This is a genomic window from Cellulomonas gelida (genome assembly GCF_006538725.1).
In the GTDB taxonomy this organism is placed as follows: domain Bacteria; phylum Actinomycetota; class Actinomycetes; order Actinomycetales; family Cellulomonadaceae; genus Cellulomonas; species Cellulomonas gelida.
This window is the reverse complement of record NZ_BJLQ01000011.1, coordinates 53,260-68,621: the sequence shown is the minus strand read 5'-3', so window position 1 is coordinate 68,621 and position 15,362 is coordinate 53,260. Positions and strand designations below refer to the sequence as shown.

Sequence of the window (15,362 nt, the reverse complement as noted above, 5' to 3'; positions counted from 1 at the left end):
TCAGCCTCGTCACACCAGGACGGTGTCGAGCACGTCGGGCTCGACTGTGGCCAGCCCCAGCGCCGACGCCAGCCCAGGCGCAATCAACCGGATGCGGTCGAGATCCCTCAAGACGTGCTGACGTAGGACATGCTGTACGACTCCAACGTTCACGCCGTTACCCAGCTGCTTGTACGAAGCGGAGTCGGGCTGGCTCCCGAACGTGAAGTCGAGTGGCAAGCCCTGCAGCGCCGCTGCCTCGGCCACAGAAAGGCGCCGGCGCTTTGGTCCGAGGATCGGCGTCTGCGAGATCGCGACCAGGGCCGGGAGGTGAGTCATCCGTTTTGCGCGGATGCCTGAGGGCCGGAGTTGGATCGCGCAGTTCCACAGCGAAGACTCCTGCTGCGCCTGCCACTCGAACTTCCTGCGTGACGGCGGGAACGACCTGACGCCATGCAATGCCAGCCAGGCGTCGAGGGCTTCCCTGTGCATCGTGTAGAACGCCGCGTTCTTCCGGAGAATGATCTCCTTCCACCGAGGAGTGCCTCCGGGGATCACGAGGTCGCGTTCGTCGACCCAAGCATCGATCCAGACAGGGAATCCGGGGAGACGCACCTCGTCGAGATGGGCCCTGGGCGCCGCGCGCATCAGGCGCCCGACGATCAGCTCGCGGAAGTTCTCCCAAGCGTCGATCCATCGGGTCTCCTCCGCTGACACCTCACAGCCCGGGATATAGCGGCGAGAGTCCAGCGGGAGGTCGAGCTCCAGGTCCCAGGGGTCGGTCCGCAGCATGCGGTTCTCCACCACCGGCGCGGGATCCTGCCCCGAGCGCTCGGGCCAGTACGTCGCCGTGATGAAGACGCGCTCCCGGATCTGCGGCCTCCCGCCGAGCTCCGCCGGCAGAAGGTGGGGCGAGAAGATGGCGGGGCGCGACGAGACGTGGTACCCCGCTTCACGCAGTGACTTGACGATCACCTCCCACTCGTGGCGGTGCCTAGGGCCCGCAAGGTTCCGAACGTTCTCAAGCAGCAAGACTGGGGGCCGGCGCGCTTCGACGATCTTGAGGATGTTCCAGAAGAGAGTTCCGCGAGCCTCGTCCATGCCTAGCTGCGCTCCGGACTTGGAGAACGGCTGACAGGGGAACCCAGCTGTAAGGACGGTGTGAGGCCCGAAGGCGACGACCTCCTCGTTCGCTAGTTCCGTGATGTCGCCCAGTGGGTTGACGCCGTGGTTCAGCGAGTAGACGGCGGCGGCCCTCCGGTCGACCTCGACCGACCCGACGCACTCCCCGCCAAGCCCCTTCAGGGCGACGGCGAAGCCGCCAATACCTGCGAAGAGGTCGACGAACGTGAACTCGCCGTGCGCGCCTGTCACTCGTCTCCTCAGGGGTCGTGTCGTCCCGACGCAGACCCGCATCGATGACGCTTCGCGAGGGTACGGACGGGCACTGACAACTGGCACTCCTCCTCAGCTTAGGTGCTGGGGGCCGTCTCGCCGCTCCGTGGCGAAGGCGACGCGCCGATGTCGCGCCTCAGTGCGGGAAGTGAAGTTGGGCGATCGCCGCGTGCGGCCAGGGATTCGGGACAGGTCAGCGCGCCAGATGGCAGCCCGCCCGCTCGCAACCATGCGGCGGACTGGCAGTTCGTCCAGCTGGTCGCGCTGTCCGACGACGACGACCTCCGCGCGTGGCTCTTGGCGGACGCGACACGTCAGCTCGACGCTCCGCATCGGTGAGCGCCGGCCGCCGGATCGGCACCCGTGACGACCACGAGAGGTTCTGCGAGGCCGAGGACTGGGAGCAGGTGCGCAGCTCTCGGGGCAAGCTCACCGGCCACCACACCACCTACGGGCTCGCCTTGCCGGACGGCCGGATCCTGCGCACTCGGATCTCGCGGCCCGTCGACGCCACCGTCTACGGGGTGAGCCTCTGGGACCACATCCTGCGAGACCAGCTGGACGTCACCGAGGACGAGTTCTGGTCGTGCGCGAAGGACGGACGACGACCTGAGCGTTCGCCAGCGCGGGCGGAACCAGAGAACGCCCTGCCCCTCGGCCTGGTCCTCGCCCTCAAGCGGGAGCTCGGGTTGAGTGAGGACAGCTCAGAACCATCACCAAGGACAACGCCGTTGCCCGCCTGAACGAGCACTGGGCGAGGGGCTAGCTGGCCGGACTTCACTTGGGCCGACCGGAGAGGCCATCTATCCGCTGATAGTGCGGCTAGGCAGGGGCTATCTGGGCGTGACACCGCTCGGCCCGGTCGCGGCAGTGGCCCTCGCTGCGGCAGGGTCACTGCCGATGTGGGCCGTGGCCATCTGGAGGCTCGCGGTCGCCCGCCGCCCCCTCGCCGACGCGTAGCGAGCCTCGCCGCCTGGTAGTGCTCGGGGCGCCTTCGTCTCGTCGTCGTTCGTACTAGCAAGGTTCGCTCGCGGTCGGGCCGCCAGACGCTAGCGCTGGACGAGTACGGGAGGCAGCGGTCAGTTGGACTCGGACTTGCCGTGGCGCCAGTAGCCCATGAACGCGACGGCCTTGCGGTCGATGCCGCGCTCGGTGACGAGGTGGCGGCGCAGGCCACGGATGACGGCGGACTCACCGGCGAGCCACGCGTACAAGGGCGCGGCCTCGCGCAGCGGGGTGCCCGTCGCGTGGTCGACCGGGACCTCCCACACGTCGTCGTCGGTGGGGTTGTACGACCACGGGACGTCGACGAGGTCAGTGTCGGCGGTCCGGACGGCGGGCAGGACGCGCTCGGCGGCGGAGCGGACCGCGGGGTCGAGCAGCGAGCCGTGCGGGGCGCCGTCGCGGCCGAGCCAGTGGATCGTCACGCCTGCGGGTGCGGTCAGGTCGAGCCGGTCGTCGGAGAACGGCATCTCGATGAGGGCCTCGCCGCGGGCGTCGGCGGGCAGGCGCTCGAGGATGTTCGCGATGGCCGGCAGGGCCGTCTCGTCGCCCGCGAGCAGGAACTGCTCGGTGCGCATCGGCGGGATGAAGTCGACCCCGCCGTGCGGGCCGCTCGCGTCCGCGTTCGGCCCGAGGACGACGAGCTCGTCGCCGACCTTCGCGTTCATCGCCCAGCGCGACGCGGGGCCGTGGTCGCCATGCAGGACGATGTCGACGTCGAGCTCGCGCTGCAGCGGGCGCACCTGGCGGGCGGTGTAGGTGCGCATGGGATGGCGCTGCTCGTCGGGCAGCTCGCGCCAGCGGCCGTACCAGTCGCCGCTGGCCGTGAGGTCAAGGAGCTCGGCGTAGCCGCACGCCAGCGGGAGGAAGAACTTGATGCGCTGGTCGAAGCCGTTGTCGGCGAACTTGTGCAGGTCGTCGCCGGTGAAGGTGACGCGCAGGAGGCTCGGGCACATGCGGCGGACCTCGCGGACCGTGACCGCGAAGGTGCGGAACGGGCTCGCGGCGGGCGCCTCGGTCTCGATCTGGGTCGCAGTCACCCCTGCACTGTAGGCAGGCAAGCCTTACCTATCAAGGGGCGTCCGGCGGGCCTACGTCACACCCGCGGTCAGGCGACCGTCGTCCCGAAGGTCAGACCCAGCAGGTAGGTGGCCGCGGCGGCGCCCCAGCCGATCGCGAGCTGGCGCAGCGCGCGCTTGGCGGGTGAGGTCCCCGACAGCAGCCCGACGACCGCACCGGTCCCGAGCAGCGCGACCCCGACGAGCCCCGTCGACCAGGCGACCGCGGTCCAGCCGGTCGCGCCCAGCAGGTACGGCAGCACGGGGATGGCCGCGCCCGACGCGAAGAAGCAGAAGCTCGCGACCGCCGCCCCGACAGCGGTGCCGATCGTCTCGTGCTCGTCGGGCTCGTCGACGGCCTCGGAGGACGCGGCGGCCTCGCCAGGATGCGAAGGGGCCGCGGGCTCGTCGGAGCTGAGGTCCGGCAGGACCAGCGCCCTTCCTGCGAGCTCCTCCAGGGAGGTCAGCACCGTGCGGGCGTGCTCCGCGGCGTCCTGCGGCGCCATGCCCCGAGCGCGGTAGACCAGCGCGAGCTCGTTCGCGTCGACGTCGAGGTGCGGCAGCGCGGCACGTGCCTGCGGGCCGGGGCGCGAGGCCTCGAGCAGCTCGCGCTGCGAGCGCACCGAGACGTACTCCCCCGCACCCATCGACAGCGCCCCGGCGAGCAGTCCCGCCAGGCCGGTCAGCAGGACCGTCCCCGAGGCGACCCCGGACGCGCCGATGCCCAGCACGAGCGCCAGGTTCGAGACGAGGCCGTCGTTCGCGCCGAACACGGCCGCGCGGAACGTCCCGGAGATGCGGTTGCGCCCGCGGATCGCCAGGCCGCGCACGACCTCCTCGTGGATGCGCTCGTCGGCGGCCATCCGCGCGGTCGCGTCCACGTCGTCGTCGTACGACGAGCGTGCCTCCGCCCGCTGCGCGAGCGCGAGGACGAAGACCGAACCGAACCGGCGCGCGAGCCAGCCGAGCACACGCGTGCGGAAGTCCCCGCGCAGGGGCTTGCCCACGTCGTCGCCCAGCAGGTCCAGCCAGTGCTGCTCGTGGCGGCGCTCGGCCTCGGCGAGCGCGAGCAGGATGTCGCGCTCCTCACCGCTGCGGCGCGACGCGAGGTCGCGGTACGCGGCGGCCTCGGCGCGCTCGTCGGCCAGGTACTGACGCCACCGCCGCACCTGGGAACGCGTGGGCGGGGTCGGGGTCGTCACGCCGCCATCGTGCCAGGCGGGCATCGGACATTCCGGTCACGAGCGCGAGTTCGCCGAGCCGAATCCACCGTTCCGGAGGGCCCCGCGGTTCCGCCGCGCCGCGGAGGTCGCACGCCGCTAGCATCCGCCTGGTGAGGAAGATCCGGGTGTTCGCGGGGCAGGCGGGTCGCAGCTTCGCGGCAGGGATGTGCGACTACCTCCAGGTCCCGCTGAGCGGGTCACGGCTGCAGCGGTTCGCCAACGACTGCCTGCAGGTCCAGCTCCTGGCGAACTGCCGCGAGCGGGACGTGTTCCTGGTGCAGCCGATCGTCGCGCCCGTGCAGGAGAACCTCATGGAGCTCCTGCTGATGATCGACGCGGCACGCGGCGCCTCCGCCAAGCGGATCACCGCGGTCATGCCGCACTTCGCCTACGCGCGCTCCGACAAGAAGGACGCGCCGCGCATCTCGATCGGCGGCCGGCTCGTCGCGGACCTGCTGACCACCGCCGGTGTGGACCGCATCCTGACGATGTCCTTGCACGCCCCGCAGGTGCACGCGTTCTTCCGCGTCCCGACCGACCAGCTGCACGCGCTGCACGAGCTCGCGACGCACTTCTCGCTGCAGGACCTCTCCCGCACGACGGTCGTCTCCCCCGACCTCGGCAACGCCAAGACCGCGACGCTGTTCGCGAAGATGCTCGGCACGCCCGTGGCCGCGGGGTCCAAGGAGCGGCTCGACGGGGACGCGGTGACCATCTCGACGATCATCGGCGACGTCGCGGGCCGCGACGTGATCGTGCTGGACGACGAGATCGCCAACGGCAGCACGATCCTGGCGATCGTCCGCCTGCTCGAGGACGCCGGTGCGCGGCGCATCCAGGTGGCCTGCACGCACGGGCTGTTCTCGCACGGCGCGCTCGACCGCATCACCGCGTCAGGCCGTGTCTCCGGGGTGGTCTGCACGGACACCGTCCCGCACGACGACCTCGCCGACGACGACCGCGTGACCGTGCTGGGGGTCGCGCCCGCGTTCGCGGAGGCCGTGCGCCGGATCCACTCCGGGGAGTCCGTGAGCGCGCTGTTCGCGCACGACGGGGACTGACCTCCTCGGGGTGAGCCCGCCCGTCAGCGCCAGGGCGGCGTCGGGACGGTGACGGTGCGGCCGGTGTCCGCGGCCTCCTCCATCGCCAGCGCGACGCGGTGGTCGTGGCAGCCGTCCGCGAGCGGGTAGGGCTCCGGGCCGCCGTCGTGCAGCCACGACGAGCACGCCGCGAGCAGGTGCGCGACCGCGAGCTCGTCGTCGGCGAACCGCGACCCGAGGAACGGGTTCCGGTACAGCACCCGCTCGCCCAGGCTCAGGTGCTCCAGGTCGAACCCGTCGAGGTTCTGCTCGCGCCCGCTCACCCGCCGTTCGATCGAGCTGGCCAGCACCGTGCGCTCGCCCGCGAACCACGTGACGTCGTCGCCGACGATCTCGCCGTGCGACCCGCGCACGACGATCCGGTTGGTGCGCAGCGGGTTGTGCCACTGGTTGTCCGTGAAGTCGTACGTGCCGGAGCGGCCGCCGCCGAAGTCGAGCGTCGCGATGAGCGTGCGGGCGTCGCGCGGCTGCGTCTCGCCGGTCCAGCCGTCGCGCGCGAGGGGCTCGAGCAGCGGCGCGGTGAACCGGTGGGCGCGCACGACGACCTCGTCGCGGCCGGCGTCGAGCAGGTGACGGATGAGACCGACCGCGTGGTACAGATGCGTGGACGATATCTGTACGCTCGTCGCCGCACCGATCAGCCCGGCGTCGACCACGGCGCGACGCGCCTGGTGCGCGGGCATGAACGGGCTGTGCTCGGCCACCTGCACGAGCCCCGAGGCGCCCACGTCGGCCCACAGCCGCTCAAGCCCCTCGACGTCCGGGGCGGGTGGCGTCTCGGCGAGGACGGGGACGCCCGCGGCGACGAGCGCGCGCGTCGCCTCCGGCGTCACGGGCCACGGCACGGACACCACGACGATGTCGGGCCGGTCCGGGCCCGCGACGAGCTCGGCGATCGAGCGGACCGTCGGCACGCCCCACTCGGCCTCGACGTGCGCGCCGCGCTCCGCCGACCGCGTCACGACTCCCGTGCACGCGAACCGCTCCGGCAGCGCCCGCGCCGCCCGCGCGAAGAACTCCGCGCGCCACCCACTCCCCACGATCCCGAACCGCAGCTGCGCCATCGCGACCTCCTCGTCGCCTGCGACCCTAACCGTGTCCCCGCTTCATCCACAGACCGGCCCCTGGCTTCCCCTGCTCGCGCTACTTTCCCGGGTGAAAGGTGCACGCCACCGACGACGCCGCAGGTCCCGAGCGCGGGGGAACGGACGCCATGACCACGCCGGAGCCAACCGCTCCTCCCGCCGTACCGGACGAGTCCGTCGCGTCGACGCCGGTCCGGCTGCGACGGTGGCTGCCATGGGCCGTCAGCGGCGCCGTCGCGCTCGTCCTCGGGGCGTGGCTCGTCGTCGGGCTGAACCCGACGCTGTCGTCGAGCTACACCGGGGCCGCAGATCCCGACGCGCTCGAGGAACCCTTCGGGTTCGGGCTGTTCGGCCCCGACGAGTCGACGGTCGTCGATCCGTCGGACGGCACCTACGACGGCGTGTGGAGCTTCCGCAACGACGGACGCGTCCCGGTCGACGTGCGGCTCGCCGCCTTCGAGCCGAGCACCTACGAGTGGCGCGCGCACCTGTTCAGCCTGCCGGACGACGGCAGCGTGACCGACGAGATCATCGACCGCGCGGCCGACGTCCTGACGGTCGGTCCCGGTGAGTCGTTCGGCGTGCAGTTCGCGCTCGGGTTCGGGTGCGCCGAGTTCGCGGGAGGCAGCGGCACGGGGATCGACTCGTTGCGCCTCGACGTGACCACGCTCGGCCTCACCCGCACGGTCGACGTCCCGGGCGGCTCCTCGGTCGCCATCATGACCGAGAAGTCGCATCACCCGTCCGCCGAGTGCGACGGCTCCTGATCAGGACACACCGCGCGCGTCCTGGCACGTCGGGGCGCTGCGTGGCAGCGTGCTCGCGTCGGTCCGGTCACCCGACGAGGAGGTCTCGGTGAACGTCGTCGTCGCGCTGTTCCGGTTCTTCATGGTCTACCTGGCGCTCATGGGCACGCGGGAGATCTGGCGGGACGGCCAGGTCGACGACCTGCTCTACTTCACCAACCAGTCGGGGATCCTGCTGGCGGTCGTGATGACGTGGGCCGGGATCTCCTCGCTGCTGCGCAAGCGGCAGCCGCCCGCCTGGTTCAAGGGCGGCGTGACGCTGTTCCTCGCGATCACCGGCCTCGTCGCGTACTTCGTCCTCGACCCCGAGGCGGCAGGCACGCCGGACCTCACGATCGGGCTCACGTCCGGCCAGATCGAGCACCAGCTCAACCCGGTGCTCGCGTTCCTCGACTTCCTGCTGCTCGACCCGCACCGCCGCATGCGCTGGCGATACGCGTGGTGGTGGCTGACGTACCTGCTCGCGTACGTCACGTTCACGACGATCCGCGGGACGGTCTGGGACCTCGGTTACCCGTACGGGTTCATCGACCTCGACGCGCACGGCTGGGGCGGGCTGCTGCTCAACGTGCTGATCTACGGCACCGGCTTCTACCTGCTGGGTCTGCTGATCGTCCTGATCGACCGCCGCATGCCTCGTCGGGCACGGCTCGGCACACCGGTCGCAGGCTCGTCCTGACCGGGCCCGAATCGGTCCGCGGGCCGCTCGCGGGCCGAGAAGCACAGACAGCTCCCAGGTTCGTCGCGTACCGTGCCGGGGGCGCCGCCACCGCGGCCCCTGCCCCAACCCCCGGAGTCCACCGTGCAGTCGATCGTGCGCCGCACGACCACCCGCCGTCTCGCAGCCGCCGCTCTCGCAGCGTCTCTCGCCCTCGCGCTCACCGCGTGCGGCGGGGACGACTCGGACGGCAAGCCGAGCGCCACGGCGACCGCCACGTCGACGGCTGACGCCGACCCGAGCGCGAGCGCGGAGCCCACGGCGAGCGCCGAGGACATCGCCGCGCTCGAGAAGGTCACCATCGACGGTGAGCCCGGGACGCAGCCGACGATCACGCTGCCCAGCGCGCCGTTCAGCGTCTCGGCCGCCGTCGCGCGCGTCGCGACCGACGGTGACGGCGAGGCCCTCGGGGCCGGCGACACGGTCGAGATCCAGCTGACCGCCGTCAACGGCGAGGACGGCAAGGTCATCGGCAGCACGTACACCGACGAGGCCACGGGCACGTGGACGGTCAAGGACGACGGCAGCGGCATCCCCGCGCTCGACGAGGTCCTGCTCACCACGAAGGTCGGCGCGCAGGTGCTGTTCGCTCTCGCCTCCGACGGCGTGACGCAGGTCTACGTGCTCGAGCCGGTCGCGAAGATCCCGACGCGCGCCGAGGGCACCGCGGTCGCCCCCGTCGAGGGCCTCCCGACCGTCACGCTCGCCGACGACGGCACCCCCACGGTCACGGCCGCCACGGGCGACGCCCCGACCACGCTGACCGTCCAGCCGCTCATCGAGGGCTCCGGCAAGGAGGTCGAGGCGGGCGACAACGTCCTCGTGCACTACTCCGGCGTCCTGTGGGACGGCACCCCGTTCGACGACAGCTGGAGCCGCGGCGCACCGTTCCAGGTGAGCTCGATCGGCCAGGCGCAGGTCATCGACGGCTGGAACGAGGGCCTCGTCGGGCAGAAGGTCGGCAGCCAGGTGCTGCTCGTCGTCCCGCCGGACAAGGGCTACGGCGACAAGGAGAGCGGCTCGATCCCCGCCAACTCCACGCTGGTGTTCGTCGTCGACATCCTCTGGGCCTCCTGACCCCGGGCTGGCACCTCCGACCGCACCCCCGGTCCCCAGGACTCTCGTCCTGACGGGACCGGGGGTGCGTCGTTAGTGTGGGCCGCAGGTCGCCGACGATCGCCGTGGGAACCACCCTCGTACCCGCCTGGCGGCCGGGGAGACGAGCATGGACCAGGCAACGACGCCCAGGATCCGCACCGTGGCCCTGGTGGGCGCCGCCGGAGCGGGCAAGACCACCCTCACCGAGGCGCTCCTGCACCGCGCCGGCGTGATCGCACGCCCGGGCAAGGTCGAGGACGGCTCGACCGTGAGCGACCACGAGCCCGAGGAGATCGCGCACGGGATCTCGCTGACGCTCTCGTCGGCGCCGTTCACGTGGAAGGCCCCGGACGGCCTGAGCTACGACGTGACGCTGCTCGACACCCCCGGCTCGGCGGACTTCGCGGGGGCCGTGGACGCGGCACTGGCCGTGGCGGACCTCGCGGTCGTCGTGGTGAGCGCGGTCGACGGCGTGCAGGCCGGGACGCACGTCGCCTGGCGGCTCGCGGCCGAGGCCGGGGTGCCGCGGCTCGTCGTCGTCACCAAGGAGGACAAGGCGCGCGCGGACTACCACCACGTGCTCGACGACCTGCGCACCGAGCTCGGGGACGGGTTCGTGCCGCTCGAGCTGCCGCTCGGCGAGGAGCACGCGTTCCACGGTGTCGCGGACCTGCTCTCGCAGGAAGGGCTCGAGTACTCAGCCGACGGGCGCCACAGCACGGGCGCGCTGCCCGACGACGTGGCCGACGAGGAGCACCGCCTGCACGACGAGGTCGTCGAGGAGATCGTGTCGCACGACGACGACGCGCTCGAGCGGTACCTCGGCGGCGACGAGCCGAGCGCGCCCGAGCTCGAGCGGTCGCTCGCGCACGAGGTGCGCGACCTCGAGGCGTTCCCCGTGCTCGTCGTCTCGGGTGTGACGGGCGTCGGCGTGGACCGGCTCGCCGACCTGATCTGCGAGCTCGGGCCCGAGCCGGCCGACCGACCCGCGCGCGTCCTGGCCGGCGAGACCCCCGTCGAGGTGGCGGCCGACCCTGCCGGGCCCCTGCTCGTGCACGCGTTCCGCACCGTCGCCGACCCGTTCGTCGGGCAGGTCACGCTGCTGCGCGTGCTGTCCGGCACGCTGCGCCCCGGCGACCGCCTGCTCAACACCGCGACCCGCACCGAGGAGCGCGTGCCCGGCCTGTTCCGCCTGCGCGGCAAGGAGCACCTGCCGCTGGACGCGGCGCCCGCGGGGCAGGTGGTGGCCGTCGCGAAGCTGACGGGTACGCCCAGCGGCTCGCTGCTGGCGGACAGGTCCGGACCGGGCGCCGCGATGTCGGCGCCCGCGCTGCGTCCGCGCCCGCCCGTCTACGGGCTGGTCCTGTCGCCGGTCACGCAGTCCGACGACGACCGCCTCTCCGCGGCGCTCGCGCGCCTGGTCGCCGAGGACCCGACGCTCGTCGTCGACCGCTCGTCGGACCGGACGATCCTGCGCGGGCTGGGCGACACCCACCTGGCCGTCGCGCTCGAGCGCCTCTCGCGCGTGTTCGGCGTCAACGTCACCACCTCGCCCGTGCCCGTCGCCTACCGGGAGACGATCCGGCGCAAGGTCGAGGCCGAAGGGAAGATCAAGAAGCAGTCGGGCGGGCACGGGCAGTTCGCGGTCGCGAACCTGCGGGTCGGGCCCGCACCGCACGGCGCCGGGCTCGAGTTCGTGGACTCCGTGGTGGGCGGCGCGATCCCGCGCAACTACCTGTCCGCGGTCGAGAAGGGCGTCGTCGAGGCGATGGCGCACGGCGGTCCGCACGGGCACCCGGTGGTGGATCTGCGCGTGGAGGTCTACGACGGCAAGTCGCACTCGGTGGACTCGTCCGACATGGCGTTCCGCACCGCGGCCGCCAACGGAGTGCGTGAGGCGCTGGCCGCGGCGGGGACCGTGGTGCTCGAGCCCATCGACCACGTCGCGGTGACCGTGCCGTCGTCGGTGCAGGGCGACGTGATGGGCGACCTGTCCGGGCGTCGGGGGCGGATCACCGCCTCGACCGCGCTCGACGACGGGACGGTCGTGATCGAGGCGGACGTGCCGCAGTCCGAGCTCACGCGGTACGTGCTCGACCTGCGCTCACTCACGGGCGGCCGCGCCGAGCTCGTGGTCTCGCCGAGCACCTACGAGATCTGCCCCGACCACCTCGTGACGAGCTGACGCCCCCGCAGGCACCCGCGGGGGCGTCGGTGGGACGGTTCGCGGGCCGGGCGTGCGGGTCCCCTCCGACCCGCGCGCCCGGCCCGACGCCTTACTCGCTCGCGATCGCGTCGAGCGCACGCATCCGCGCCGCCCGGATCGCGGGCCACAGGGCCGCGACGACGCCCACGACGACGGCCAGCGCCACCATCGTCCCGAGCCCGCCCCACGGCACGACGAGCTGGTCGAGCCCCTCGTCGGCGTAGACGGTCGGCAGTGCGGACGCGAGCCCCACGCCGACGACGAGCCCCAGGACCGTCCCGAACAGCGCCGTCAGCACCGACTCGACGGTGACGGTCCCCGCGAGCTGCGTCCGCCCGAGCCCGACGGCTCGCAGCAGCCCGATCTCACGGGTCCGCTCGATCACCGACAGCGCGAGCGTGTTGACGATGCCCAGCACCGCGATCACGAGCGACAGCCCGAGCAGCGCGTACAGGATCACCAGGAGCTGGTCGACCTGGCCGGCCATCTCGTCGACGAACTCGTCGCGGTCCTGGACCGAGACGACCACGTACGGCGCGACGGCCGACGTGACCGCGGCGCGCAGGTCCGCCTGCGAGACGCCCGATGCCGCGTCCAGGGTCACCGTGTCGATGACCTGGGCCTCGCCCGGCGCGAGCTCGTCGAGCACCGCGGGCGTGACGACCACCGACGAGCCGATGATCTGGCTCTCGAACAAGGCCCCGACCCGCAGGTCGCGCGTGCCCGTCGCGGTGGTCACGGTGACCGTGTCGCCCACCGCCCAGTCGTCACCGGCGAAGTCGGTGTTGAGCAGCGCGGTGTCGTCGGCGAGGTCGTCGGTCGAGCCTGCCGTGACGTCGACCAGGAGCGTCGAACCCAGCACCCCGGGCTCGAGCGACACGACGCCGCCGGAGTCCTGCGGCGTGGGCGCGACACCCGGCGAGGGCGAGACGCCCGCGTAGCTGAACGCGAGCTCGGCGACCTTGCCCACCTCGGGCAGGTCCCGGACGTCGTCGACCGCGCCCTGCGGGATCGCGAACGTCGCGGACTGCAGGATCAGGTCGGCGTTGGTCGAGCTCTCCACGACGCTCGACAGTGACGCGGTCGCCGACGCCGCGATCACCGAGACCGCCCCGACCAGCGCCATGCCGATCGTCAGCGCACCCGCGGTGTTGGCGGTGCGGCGCGGGTTGCGGACCACGTTGCCGCGCGCGAGCCGGCCGACCGGCTTGAGCAGCGCCACGAACGGCGCGGCCAGGAAGCGCATCGCGGACCGCGCGAGCATCGGCGAGGCGACCAGCACCCCGACGAGCACGAGCGTCGCCCCGAGGCCGAGCAGCGCGTCGGCGAAGTCCGCCTCCGCCTTGATCGCCGCGGCGACCACGCTCGCAGCGCCGGCCGCCGCGACCGCGACACCGAGCACGCCGCGCAGCCGCAGCGAGCGCTCGTGCACCGTGATGTCGCCGCGCATCGCCTCGACGGGTGCGACGAGCGCCGCGGTGCGCGCCGGGAACGCGGCCGCCACGGCCGAGACCAGGGTGCCGAGCACGAGGCAGCCGACGACCGTCGTCGTGCTGAGCGGGATGTCCTTCGCGAGGTCCATGCCCATGCCCGAGAGCGCGACGCGCACGAGCTGCACGAGCCCCAGCCCGCCGAGCACACCGAGCGCGGAGCCGACGAGCCCGACGACCGCCGCCTGCCCGACGACGACCGAGAACACCTGCGTCGGCGACGCCCCCACGGCGCGCAGCAGGGCGAACTCGCGCACCCGCTGGCGGACCGACATCGCGAACGTGTTCGCGATGATGAACGCGCCGACGAACAGCGCGATCACCGCGAAGATCAGCAGGAACGTCGTGACGAAGCCGAGCATCTCGCCGATGTCCGACTGCAGCGCCTCGCGCATCTGCGAGCCCTCGACCGCCGACGCGTCGCTGCCCCCGTCAAGCCCGGGCAGCGCCGCGGCCAGCGTCTGGGTGAGCGCGGACTCGGTCACGCCCTCGTCGCCGAAGACGGCGATCTGCGCGACGTTCCCGTCCGGCGCGAACGCGGCCTGCGCGGTGGCGGGGTCGAGGAGCACGATCGTCGCGCCGGCCATGGGGCCACCCGCGTCGACCTCGCCGACGACCGTCACCTGTCGGACCTCGCCACCGATCACGAGGTTCGTCTCGTCGCCCAGGGCGAGCCCGGACGACTCGAGCGTCGCGATCTCGAGCGCGACCTCGTCGGGCCCGGACGGCATCGCGCCGTCGACGAGCGTCAGGCCGGGGTCGCGCTCGTCGTAGCTCAGACCGAACGACGGCGCCTGCGTGGACTGGACGGCGGTGCCGTCGGCACCGACGAGGACGACCATGCCCGACACGTCCGGCAGCGCGATCTGCACGCCGTCCAGGTCGTCGAGCTCGTCGGCCAGCGCGATCGGGACCGGGTTGCGGGTCTCGCCGACGCTGAAGCCGGCGTCGCCGCCCGCGACCTGCGTCGCGCCGCGCACGTACGCGTCGGCGGGAGCGGACGCGTCGACGATCCCGTCGAACGTGCTGGACATCATGGTGCGCAGGCTGAACGTGCCCGCGACGAACGCGACCCCCAGCGCCACGGCGAGGATCGACAGCAGGAACCGGACCGCGTGCGCCCGGACCCCGCGGAGCGTGACGCGCAGCATCAGCGCACCTGCGCGGGCGTGGCGTCCAGCAGGGCGGACGGGGCCGAGTCGGCGCCGGCCTCGACGCGACGCGTCAGGGCACCGAGGCGCTCGAGGACCGTGTCGGGCGTCGGGTCGCGCAGCTCGTCGACGATCCGGCCGTCGGCCAAGAACAGGACGCGGTCGGCGTAGGACGCCGCGGTCGGGTCGTGCGTGACCATGACGACCGACTGCCCGAGCTCGTCGACGCTGCGACGCAGGAAGCCGAGCACGTCGCGCGCGGACGTCGAGTCGAGGTTGCCGGTCGGCTCGTCGGCGAAGACCACCGCGGGCCGCGTGACGAGCGCACGGGCGCACGCGACGCGCTGCTGCTGCCCGCCGGACAGCTCCGCGGGCTTGTGCGACAGGCGGTCCTGCAGGCCCACCGCGCGCACCACGGCGTCGAGGTGGTCCTTGTCGACCGAGCGCCGCGCGATGTCGAGCGGCAGCAGGATGTTCTCGAGCGCGGTGAGCGTGGGGACCAGGTTGAAGGCCTGGAAGACGAAGCCGAGACGGTCGCGGCGCAGCTTGGTCAGGCCGCGCTCGGACATGGCGGAGACGGTCTCGCCGTCGACGGTCACGGTGCCGGCGGTCGGGCGGTCGAGGCCCGCCATGCAGTGCATGAGGGTCGACTTGCCGGAGCCCGAGGGGCCCATCGTCGCGGTCAGGCGACCGCGCTCGAAGTCGACGTCGATGCCCGCGAGGGCGTGGACTGCGGTGTCTCCGCGGCCGTAGGTCTTGACGAGGCCGCGCGCGGAGGCGATCACGGCAGCAGGGTCCGGGGTAGTGGTCGGCGTGTTCACGTGACTGATCCTTGCCCTCCCCGCCCACAGAAGCGATCGGGTTTCCCCCCGGATCCGACCCTGAGAGTCGTGGGGGTGGCCTCAGGGTGCCCCTCATGGACGAACGTCCTGGTCAGCGCGTTCCGGGCACGTCCGAGCGCTCGCGGCGGCGCTCGCCGGCGGCATCCCGCGGCGGCGCTTCGGGACGACCCGGGCACCCCCGTGCGGCCAGGCAGCCGCCGGTGCCGCGC

The 15,362-nt window shown here is 72.6% G+C and carries 12 protein-coding genes; 6 read left to right on the top strand and 6 right to left on the bottom strand.

Annotated features, from left to right (window positions below):
* Nucleotides 1–9: 9 nt before the first annotated feature.
* Entirely contained in the window at nt 10–1,353 is a 1,344-nt protein-coding gene (locus tag CGE01nite_RS07100) for a DNA cytosine methyltransferase (RefSeq protein WP_229747314.1), read from the bottom strand.
* Between the two features lie 356 nt (nt 1,354–1,709).
* On the opposite strand from CGE01nite_RS07100, the gene CGE01nite_RS07095 reads away from it, so the two are divergent.
* Nucleotides 1,710–2,117, top strand: a complete 408-nt coding sequence (locus CGE01nite_RS07095; protein WP_218022607.1) for a cytotoxic translational repressor of toxin-antitoxin stability system — start codon at nt 1,710–1,712, stop codon at nt 2,115–2,117.
* A 336-nt stretch (nt 2,118–2,453) separates the two neighbouring features.
* On the opposite strand, the gene CGE01nite_RS07090 is transcribed toward CGE01nite_RS07095, so the two are convergent.
* Together CGE01nite_RS07090 and CGE01nite_RS07085 are read right to left on the bottom strand one after the other, a co-directional pair.
* Entirely contained in the window at nt 2,454–3,416 is a 963-nt protein-coding gene (locus tag CGE01nite_RS07090) for a siderophore-interacting protein (RefSeq protein ID WP_229747315.1), read from the bottom strand.
* Nucleotides 3,417–3,484: 68 nt separating this feature from the next.
* Nucleotides 3,485–4,660 (bottom strand): VIT1/CCC1 transporter family protein, encoded by a 1,176-nt coding sequence (locus tag CGE01nite_RS07085; protein WP_048343320.1) that lies wholly within the window; start codon nt 4,658–4,660, stop codon nt 3,485–3,487.
* A gap of 107 nt (nt 4,661–4,767) precedes the next feature.
* Between CGE01nite_RS07085 and CGE01nite_RS07080 the strand changes: the two genes are divergently transcribed.
* A complete protein-coding gene (locus tag CGE01nite_RS07080) occupies nt 4,768–5,718 on the top strand; it encodes a ribose-phosphate diphosphokinase (RefSeq protein WP_048343321.1) in 951 nt (316 codons plus the stop codon).
* A 23-nt stretch (nt 5,719–5,741) separates the two neighbouring features.
* On the opposite strand, the gene CGE01nite_RS07075 is transcribed toward CGE01nite_RS07080, so the two are convergent.
* Complete coding sequence (locus tag CGE01nite_RS07075; RefSeq protein ID WP_141369879.1) at nt 5,742–6,821, bottom strand: Gfo/Idh/MocA family protein; 1,080 nt, start codon at nt 6,819–6,821, stop codon at nt 5,742–5,744.
* A gap of 149 nt (nt 6,822–6,970) precedes the next feature.
* Here CGE01nite_RS07075 and CGE01nite_RS07070 point away from each other — a divergent pair, with 149 nt between their 5' ends.
* The 4 genes from CGE01nite_RS07070 (at nt 6,971) to CGE01nite_RS07055 (ending at nt 11,649) form a co-directional block, all read left to right on the top strand.
* The gene (locus tag CGE01nite_RS07070; RefSeq protein WP_141369877.1) at nt 6,971–7,609 is read left to right on the top strand and encodes a hypothetical protein; all 639 of its coding nucleotides are present in this window, start codon (nt 6,971–6,973) and stop codon (nt 7,607–7,609) included.
* Between the two features lie 88 nt (nt 7,610–7,697).
* The gene (locus tag CGE01nite_RS07065) at nt 7,698–8,327 is read left to right on the top strand and encodes a Pr6Pr family membrane protein (protein WP_141369875.1); all 630 of its coding nucleotides are present in this window, start codon (nt 7,698–7,700) and stop codon (nt 8,325–8,327) included.
* 123 nt (nt 8,328–8,450) lie between these two features.
* Nucleotides 8,451–9,443, top strand: a complete 993-nt coding sequence (locus tag CGE01nite_RS07060) for an FKBP-type peptidyl-prolyl cis-trans isomerase (RefSeq protein ID WP_229747316.1) — start codon at nt 8,451–8,453, stop codon at nt 9,441–9,443.
* A gap of 148 nt (nt 9,444–9,591) precedes the next feature.
* Nucleotides 9,592–11,649, top strand: coding sequence for an elongation factor G (locus CGE01nite_RS07055; protein ID WP_141369873.1), 2,058 nt, complete (start codon nt 9,592–9,594; stop codon nt 11,647–11,649).
* A gap of 91 nt (nt 11,650–11,740) precedes the next feature.
* On the opposite strand, the gene CGE01nite_RS07050 is transcribed toward CGE01nite_RS07055, so the two are convergent.
* Both CGE01nite_RS07050 and CGE01nite_RS07045 read right to left on the bottom strand, forming a co-directional pair.
* Entirely contained in the window at nt 11,741–14,311 is a 2,571-nt protein-coding gene (locus tag CGE01nite_RS07050; RefSeq protein ID WP_141369871.1) for an ABC transporter permease, read from the bottom strand.
* Entirely contained in the window at nt 14,311–15,132 is an 822-nt protein-coding gene (locus tag CGE01nite_RS07045; RefSeq protein ID WP_048343325.1) for an ABC transporter ATP-binding protein, read from the bottom strand. The genes CGE01nite_RS07050 and CGE01nite_RS07045 overlap by 1 nt, the downstream gene beginning before the upstream one ends.
* Nucleotides 15,133–15,362 lie beyond the last annotated feature (230 nt).